This is a genomic window from Rhodococcus sp. UFZ-B548, from assembly GCF_903819475.1.
GTDB classification, from domain to species: domain Bacteria; phylum Actinomycetota; class Actinomycetes; order Mycobacteriales; family Mycobacteriaceae; genus Rhodococcus_F; species Rhodococcus_F erythropolis.
In genome coordinates, this window is sequence record NZ_CAIJDS010000069.1 from 23,496 (window position 1) to 30,471 (window position 6,976).

General features: G+C 62.7%; 6 protein-coding genes. All 6 read right to left on the minus strand.

Annotation, left to right across the window (positions count from 1 at the left end; all coding sequences use genetic code 11):
• Positions 1-131: 131 nt before the first annotated feature.
• A complete protein-coding gene (locus tag H7C86_RS33635; RefSeq protein WP_084326383.1) occupies positions 132-803 on the minus strand; it encodes a carbon monoxide dehydrogenase subunit G in 672 nt (223 codons plus the stop codon).
• A complete protein-coding gene (gene cutA / locus H7C86_RS33640; RefSeq protein WP_182263182.1) occupies positions 800-3,322 on the minus strand; it encodes an aerobic carbon-monoxide dehydrogenase large subunit in 2,523 nt (840 codons plus the stop codon). Before cutA ends, H7C86_RS33635 begins: the two co-directional genes overlap by 4 nt.
• Positions 3,319-3,963 carry a (2Fe-2S)-binding protein gene (locus H7C86_RS33645; protein ID WP_029256750.1) on the minus strand — a complete coding sequence of 215 codons (645 nt, stop codon included), beginning with the start codon at positions 3,961-3,963 and terminating at the stop codon, positions 3,319-3,321. Before H7C86_RS33645 ends, cutA begins: the two co-directional genes overlap by 4 nt.
• A gap of 2 nt (positions 3,964-3,965) precedes the next feature.
• On the minus strand, positions 3,966-4,868 hold the full coding sequence (locus H7C86_RS33650) for a xanthine dehydrogenase family protein subunit M (protein WP_019746091.1): 903 nt from the start codon (positions 4,866-4,868) through the stop codon (positions 3,966-3,968).
• Positions 4,869-4,957: 89 nt separating this feature from the next.
• Positions 4,958-6,397: a uracil-xanthine permease family protein gene (locus H7C86_RS33655; protein WP_020909747.1), complete on the minus strand. Its 1,440-nt coding sequence runs from the start codon at positions 6,395-6,397 to the stop codon at positions 4,958-4,960.
• 292 nt (positions 6,398-6,689) lie between these two features.
• The coding region (locus tag H7C86_RS33660) for an aminotransferase class III-fold pyridoxal phosphate-dependent enzyme (protein ID WP_182261895.1) at positions 6,690-6,976 on the minus strand (287 nt) is incomplete at its 5' end.

Below are 6,976 nucleotides of genomic sequence, written 5' to 3' on the forward strand. Positions count from 1 at the left end.
GGTTCGGCGCACGATCACGAGCGGATCTTCGCCGGCGCCCCCGTGGGTTACGCGGACGTGAAAAACGCCCCGAACCTGGTCGGTTCGGGGCGTTTCCCTCATCGTGAATCAGCTGTTGACACCTGAGTGAACTACTCGCGACAACCAGAACGCGCCAGGAATCCGCCTATAGCAACACCTGACAAAGCAATGGCTGCGCCGACGACGGCGCTGACCATCACCGTGCGAGCATCGGCGCCACCCGCTGTCGGTGCAGCGGCCGGAAGAATCGCCGGTGCCGCGACAGCTCCGGAAACCACCGGCGCGCCTTCGACCGCCACTGCCGGTATTGCCGCCGCCACGGCGGCAGTGACCTTCTCGGGGATGCCGTTGGCAATGACGCCGTCGATGCTCTTGAAGAACACCCCGGCCATCTTCTTGGCTACACCGGTGATCATGCGCTGCCCGACGCCGCCGACCATCCCGCCGACCACGGCATCGGCGTCATACGAAAGCAGCGTGCCACCCTCGTTCTCCGTCAAGGTGACCGTGACGTCCGCCTTCACCGTGCCGGGAGCACCAGCCCCCGAAGCCGTCATGACAAACGAATTGGGCCGATTCTGTTGCGACAGAACAACCTCGCCGTCGTAGACGCCCTTGATCGACGCAACTCCGGCCATGATGGAGAGCTTGTAGTGATTGTCCGTGAGCTGCTCGAGCGACTGCACACCGGGAATGGTCGCGGCCAGTACACGACCGTCCTGGAGCTTGTCGTAGACCTCTTCGCGAGGTGCCGTCAGCTGCGCGGTGCCGGCGATTCTCATGCATTCTCCTCTGATGACGAACCCGCATGTGCGAGTCGAAGTTCGAACAGTTCGGACGGTGAAATGGGCATGGACGTGATCGAGATTCCTTCGGCGTCCTCGATGGCGGCCGCGATGACGGCACTGGTGGGGATCACACCGGCCTCACCGGCACCCTTCATTCCGAGTGGGTTGAGCCCTGACGGCGTGACGGTGTGATCCATCTCGAGCGAATCCGGCATCTCGGTGACGAACGGCATCAAGAAGTCCATGTACGACGCGTTGAGCATCTGCCCGTGCTCGTCGTAGACGATCCGTTCGTAGAGTGCGCCGCCGATACCTTGCGCGACGGCGCCCATGACCTGGCCTTCGACGATGCGGGGGTTGATCACGTTTCCGCAGTCGTGGATGACAACGTAACGACGGACCGTGATCTCGGCTGTCACGGGATCGGTTTCGACGATCGCCGCGTGCACTCCCGAAGCGAAGGTGGAACTGGGCGGCGAGTAGTAGCCGGTTGCTTCCAGACCGGGCTGCTCACCCTCGGGAATCGGCGGCTTCGACATGTCCGTGTCGGTCTTGGCGAAACCGGTGGCCAGCTTCGACTCACGGTCGAACGCATATCGTAGCGGGTTCGACAGCACGGCAACAACACTCAGCGGTACGGACGTACCTTCCACACCGGCTTCGGTGCCGATCTTGCACACGTGGCCTTCCCGGAGTTCCAGTTCGGTTTCCGGCAGATCCAAGATTCCGGAGGCGATCTTCTTCGCCTTCTCCGCGACCATCTGCGCCGCGACATGGAAGGCCGAACCCGACATGACCGCCCCACGCGAGGCGAAAGTGCCTACGGCATAACCGAACCGGCGGGTATCACCCGTGACGATCTCGACGTCGGAGACCTTGACTCCGAGATCGTCCGCAACGATCTGGGCGAACGCGGTCTGATGGCCTTGGCCTTGCGTCGTCAAGCCTGTTGCCGCCTTGACCTTTCCGGACGTCTCGACCACGACGTGGGCACCCTCGTAAGGTCCCGGGCCGGTTCCCTCGACGTACGCACCGATACCGATTCCGACCGACCGCCCTTCGGCGCGAGCCTTCCTCTGGTACTCGGGAAATCCGTCCCAGTCGATGAGCTTCTTGAGCTTGTCGATGCCTGCCTGGTAGTCGCCCGTGTCGTAGATCAACGGGCGTCCGTCCTGGAACATCAGGCCGAAGTCGTACGGCATGTCCTCGGGGCGAATGAAGTTCGCCTCCCGCACCGCGATCTTGTCCTTGTTCAGGTACTTGGCGATGGCGTCCATGGATCGCTCCATCGCGAACACGGCCTGCGGACGTCCGGCGCCGCGGTACGGGGTCACGATGACCGTGTTGGTGTACAGCGAATAGGCGTTGACCCGGAACGACTTCGGCTTGTACGGCCCGAGAACCTGCGTCGCGGTGTTGATCATGACGATGATCCCGTACGGCAGGTAGGCACCGTTGTCGTGCCAGAACGTGAAGTCGAACGCCAACAGACGACCCTCGTCGTCGAATCCGATGTCGACCTTCTGGATCTGCCCACGCTCGTGCGCGCTCGAGATGAAGTGCTCACGGCGATCCTCGACCCACTTCACCTCACAGGAGATGCCGGCCTGGCCGAGGCGTCGAGCGGCCCACGTGATCATCACTTCTTCGGGCCACGGGTGAACGATCTTGACGCCGAATCCACCGCCGACGTCAGGAGCGATGCAGTGAACCTTGTTCAGCGCCATCCCCAATCGCGCGGCGATTGCGGCGCGGGCGGACGTGGAGGTCTGGGTGGAGGTCCAGAACGTGAGGGTGTTCTCGTCGCCGTCCCAGCGCGCGTAGACACCCTTGCCCTCCATCGGCATGGAAGCCGAACGCTCGATGTCGAGATCCAGCGTCAGTCGGTGCGGCGCGGCGGCCAGTTCGGCATCCAGATCTCCGAACCCGTGCTGCAGGTGAGCGGCGACGTTGTCCGGAACGTCGGCGTGGACGGCGTTGGCGGCGGTGCGAGCGACGTCGATCCCCACTACAGGCTTCAGCGCCTCGTAGGTGACGTCGATCTTCGCGCAAGCGTCCTCGGCGATGTACCGGTTGTCGGCGACCACCATGGCGATGGCTTCGCCGACATGCTTCACCTCGTCCTTCGCGAGGGGATACCCGTTGCGCGGAGCGATGATTCCCGGATGCGGAATGAGCAGTGGCAGGTTCTCCGCCATTTCCGGCGTGTCGGCCAGGAGATCTTCGTAGGTGTAGATGGCATGCACACCAGGCACTTCCAGCGCCTGGTCGATGTCGATGTCGATGATTCGCGCATGAGCGTGCGGCGACCTGACGAATGCCGCGATCAGCGCGTTGTGGCCCAGATCGTCGAGGTATCGCCCCTGACCGCTGAGCAGACGCGTATCTTCCTCGCGCGGAATCGGTTTACCGAAGAACTTGCCGTCGTCGGCAACCGAATGATCGGCCGTCGAATGATCGGAAGCCGGGTGCTTCGCCCCGTTGCGCTTTGCTGGTTTGACCGGAGTACTCATGCCTTACCCGCCCGTCCTCCGACGGGATTCGTCGTTCCCCGCACCTTGCGATCCAACGCCTCCCGAGTGGACGCGTCGTCGATTCCGAGCGGGAACTGCCCGGCCCGTTCACGCTTGATCTCGGCTGCGCGCAGAACCGACGCCCTGATGTTCTGGTATCCCGTACAACGGCAGAGGTTTCCCGCGATCGCGTCGGTTGCTTCCTCACGTGTGGGATTGGGGTTCTCCTCGAGAAACGCCGCGATGGTCGTCACGAATCCCGGTGTGCAGAATCCGCACTGCAGACCGTGACAATCCTTGAACGCCTGCTGAACCGGATGCAAAGTACCGTCCGGCTCGACGAGGCCTTCGACGGTCGTGATCGATCGACCTTCGAGGCTGGCAGCGAGGACGAGGCAGGACCGAACCGGCTTTCCGTCGAGCAGCACGGTGCACGCACCACACACGCCGTGTTCACAACCGACGTGCGTGCCCGTCTTACGGAGGTGGTGACGAATGGCATCCGAAGCCAAAGTGCGGGAGGGAAGAACGACGGTGCTCGTCACCTCGTTGAGCGTGAACGTCACGGCCACATGGTGCTCACCGGTGTCTGCTGCCAACTCGGCAAGTTGATCATCGATGGAGCGATCGTTTTTGGACATTGTCACCACTTTCCTGCCAGTACTGCGTTCTCACTGAGAGCATCCGTTGCCGCCGCGAAGCCGACCCGCGCCGTGAGCGCGGACACCAACTGCGAGCGGTACGCCGCCGTCCCGTGAATGTCTGCCTCGGTATCTATCTGCGCGCGGGCGCATTCTCCGAGAGTGCGCCATCGCGGGTCTCGCTGATCCGTCGCGGACGCCCCCGCCAGCACGTCCGTGTAGTCCACGACCTGCCCCAGCTCTCCGGCGGACACGTACGTCATGTGCGCTTCGGCCACCAGACCGTCGACCACGCGAATCCGGGCGACGACGCCGACCAGTGCGTAGTCACCGTGACGACGCGCGATCTCGTCGATGGCGGTCCCCACTCCGGGTTCGGCGCCGGGCACCGACACCGACACCGCGATCTCGTCCGATTCCAGGCTCGATTCGAGAGGACCGGCAAAGAGATCCGTCGACGCGATCTCGCGGGTGCCACGCACCGACTGGACGGTCACGCTGCCGCCGAGCAGTGTCAGGACTGCCGGCATCTCCGCCGACGGGTCGGCGTGGACGATGGAACCGACGCTCGTCCCGCGGTTACGGATCGTGGGGTGCGCTACCAACTGCAGAGCACGGTTCAGTAGAGGCTGAACTCGACGAGCACCTTCGTCGGCCGCCAGCACCGAGTGCGTGGCCAGGGCCTGGAACCGCACTCCTTCGTCTTCGGACGAGGTCACCGAAGCGAGGTTCGGGATCGATCCGATGTCGACGATGTGGGCGGGCGCGGCGAGGCGCATGGACAGCAGCGGCACAAGCGATTGCCCACCGGCGAGCACCTTCCCCTCGTGAGAGACCTCGGAGAGGATTCGGCACGCGTCCTCGACCGAGGACGGTCGGTGATAAGTCAGCGGCGACGGTTTCATTACTCAATCCTGCCTCTATGAGTCACTTCACGTTTTGTGCAGATGTGACAACGGTCACGGGTCATACCTGGCATACATTCAACTTGGCATCACGTGAGCTGCGCCACGGGCTCTTCCCGTTCGTCATCTGACGTATCCGGACCCGTCGTGGAGCCCGGTCGCCTGCCGGGCTCCGGCCTGTTCAGTTCGGGGTTCCTGGACCCGACGAACTGGCAGAAGTGGTACATCACGATCAAGACGATGGTGCCGAGCGCGATGCCTCCGAGTGAGAACGTGTCACTGAACTTCAGAGCCGTGTCGCCGATACCGATGATCAGACCGGCGGCGATCGGCATCAGATTCAGCGGATTCCCGAAGTCGACACCGTTCTCTTTCCAGATCTTGGCGCCGAGCAGACCGATCATGCCGAACAGAACCACAAGAATTCCGCCGAGAACGCCGCCGGGAGTCGCCGCCATGACCGCCCCGAACTTGGGGGAGAAGCCGAGCAGGATCGCGATGACACCCGCGATCACGTACGCGGCGGTCGAGTACACCCGAGTGGCCGCCATGACACCGATGTTCTCGGCGTGTGTCGTCGTGGGAGAGCCGCCTACTGCGCTGGCGATGGCGGTGGCAAAACCGTCACCGGCAATTGCGCGTCCGATGTACGGGTCGAGATCGTCGCCCGTGATCTCGGCGACGGCCTTGACGTGACCGGCGTTTTCCGCGACCAGTGCGATGACACCGGGAAGGACCAGAACGATGAACGTGAGGCTGAACGAGGGAGCGTGGATACCGACGATTCCGTTGGCTTCGTCCGAGAACGGCGGCAACCCGAACCATGACGCCGAGTGCACCGAATCCCAGTTGACACGAAAGTGCTCGGTGGGTGCTCCACTACCGCCGGCGGACGTGATCGGACCGGAGACCCGGTCGAGGACCCACGAGAAGATGTAGCCGAAAACCAGCGCGACGAGAATGGCGATACGTCCCAGGAAGCCGCGTAGCGCAACGCTCATCACGATCAGGGCAACCATCACGATCAGTGCCACCCATTGGTCCTGCGGCCAGTACAACCCCGCGACAACGGGCGCCAGGTTGAAACCGATCAGCATCACCACAGCGCCGGTGACCACCGGCGGTAGCGCTTTACTGATGACGCCACCGCCGAGAAAGTGGATGGCGATGCCGACGAATCCCAGAACCAACCCCGACACCAGAATCGCACCGGTCACTTCCGCCGTCGTTCCACCCTGGGCACGAATAGCGGCAACGCCGCCGACGAAGGCCGCCGACGTACCGAGGTAACTGGGGACGCGTCCTTTGACCACCAGGAGGAAAAAGAGCGTACAAAAGCCCGACATCATCACGGCGAGTTGAGGATTGAGCCCCATGATGATCGGGAAGACGAACGTCGCGCCGAACATCGACACGACATGCTGGCCACCCAACCCGATGGTTCTTCCCCAACTGAGTCGCTCGCCGGGAGCGACCACTTCACCGGGTCCGATGTTCTTTCCGTCTCCGTGCAACGTCCAGATCGGCATGACGAGACCTTTCGCGAAGGAGGAAGGTGTTCGAAATGCTTTGTGCCCCAGCTCACAAACACCGTGTCTGGAGTGAAACGCTAATGCAGCAATCAGATTTGGACGTGATGACAATCTGCCAGAACCCACTCGCCGAGATTGGCAACAATGGTGGCAGATGACGCGGGCAGGGGTCATCGTCAGTGCTGGAGACAGTTTCGACCGAAATGAGGACCGCGCCGCGAAGGGTCCAAACATTTTCTTCGGCTTAATGATTCCGTAACACGATGTCTGTCAACGGAAAACGACAGTCCTAGCCGAGGGCTGCGAGGATTCCCGCTGCCATCTCCGCGACCTGATCATCGGTCATCACAAACGTCGGCGAAATCTGCATCGCACCCTGACCCGCAGCGCGACCCGAAATACCATGCTCACGAAGCGTCTTCACGAACGGCAACGCCTCCGCCGGATCAGCCAACTGCACCGCGGCGACCGCACCGAGCCCACTACGAACCTCCGCCACCCGCGGATGCTCGGCCAGCGGTTGCAGATGCGTATGCAACGACGCCTCCAGACGCTTCGACTCCCCAAGCAAATTCT